Below are 1602 nucleotides of genomic sequence, written 5' to 3' on the forward strand. Positions count from 1 at the left end.
GGCCCAGAGTGTGTAAAAACGCGCTGATGCACTGTCGGCGCGCAGCGCCGACGGTTGTTAGCTGAGTAATTGCTCGCAACAAGTCCTGCGGATCATCACTAGGGCCTGGGAGTCCCTAGCGCCGCTTCTACCTTGCTGGGTGGCCAAAATACAGACCTCTTCAGGCCGACAGCGCCTTCATTAAACCGCTGGTACCGAGAATTTTCATGACCCGTTTCAGGTTGTAGGCGAGCACATTCAGGCTCATCTCGGCGCTTACCCCGTTAAGCTTTCGGGTCAGGAAGTGTGTCGCGCCCATCCATTGCTTGAGCGTCCCGAAGGGATGCTCAACCGTCCGTTTTCGGATCCGCATCATTTCCGGCGCGTTGCTCAGCCTGTTCTGCATTTCCTCCAGTACTGCTTCATGCTCCCAGCGTCGAACCCGCCGTTCCGTGCTCGGTGTGCACTGCGGTTTCATTGCGCAGCCCCGGCATTTCGAACTCCAGTAACGGTGCAATGTCAGGCCTTTTTCAACGTTGGTATAGCGCCAGATCAGCGTCTCTCCAGCCGGACAAATGTATTCGTTCTTTGCCGCGTCATAGATGAAGGCATCGTTATTGAAACGCCCGTCCGCTTTGGCTCCAGAGGTCATCGGCTTGGGCACATAGGCGGTGATGTCTGCATCGTGACAAGCCAGGATCTCTTCGCTTTTGAAGTAACCTCGGTCAGCCACTACCGACAGCGTTTCTGACGCCATCGCCTCGCGGGCCTGCTTGGCCATCGAGCTGAGTTGATCGCGGTCGGAACCGACGTTGGTAACCTCATGCGCAACGATCAAATGGTGCTGGGTATCGACCGCTGTCTGCACGTTGTAACCGACGATTCCCGTGCCGCGAGTCATCATGGAGCGGGCGTCTGGATCGGTCAGTGAGACCTGTTTATCCGGCGATTCGTTGAGCTGAATTTCAATGACCTGTAACTCTTTCATCTGAGCTTTGAGCTTGTCGATTTTCTCTTGCAGACGAGTAGCCTTGGGCTGAGCGATTGAGGGTTCTTGCTGATCGGCTTCGTCGAGCGCAGTCAGATACCGATTGATACTCGATTCAATTTCTTCCATTCGCCGCTTCAGCTTGGCGCTGGTGAAATTGCGGTCGCGGTTGTTGACGGCCTTGAATTTACTGCCGTCGATGGCAACCAGATTTTCTCCAAATAATCCCAACTGCTGGCACAGCACCACGAACTGGCGGCAGACGCCTCGGATGGCCTTGCTGTTGTCTTTTCGGAAGTTGGCGATGGACTTGAAATCGGGCATCAAACGCCCGGTCAGCCACATCAGCTCGACGTTGCGTTGGGCTTCTCGTTCCAGGCGCCGGCTCGACTGAATGCGGTTCAGATAGCCGTAGATGTAGATCTTCAGCAGGACAGCGGGATGGTAAGCCGGCCTGCCAGTATCTGCCGGTATGGCGCCTTCAAAACCCAGTTTGACCAGGTCAAGTTCGTCGACAAAAACGTCGACTACGCGCACCGGATTGGTATCCGTGACGTAATCGTCGAGGCTCTCTGGAAGGAAGGTGCTTTGGCCTCGATGTTCACCTTGGATAAAGCGCTTCATGGGCGATCCTT

The 1602-nt window shown here is 55.4% G+C and carries 1 protein-coding gene; it reads right to left on the reverse strand.

Features of this window, described 5'->3' with window-relative positions; translation table 11 throughout:
* Nucleotides 1-160: 160 nt before the first annotated feature.
* Nucleotides 161-1591 carry an IS1182 family transposase gene (locus ACOI8A_RS28235; RefSeq protein WP_149659739.1) on the reverse strand — a complete coding sequence of 477 codons (1431 nt, stop codon included), beginning with the start codon at nucleotides 1589-1591 and terminating at the stop codon, nucleotides 161-163.
* Between the last annotated feature and the right edge of the window lie 11 nt (nucleotides 1592-1602).

The sequence above is a fragment of the Pseudomonas sp. P4795 genome, from assembly GCF_048822895.1.
Taxonomy (GTDB): Bacteria; Pseudomonadota; Gammaproteobacteria; order Pseudomonadales; family Pseudomonadaceae; genus Aquipseudomonas.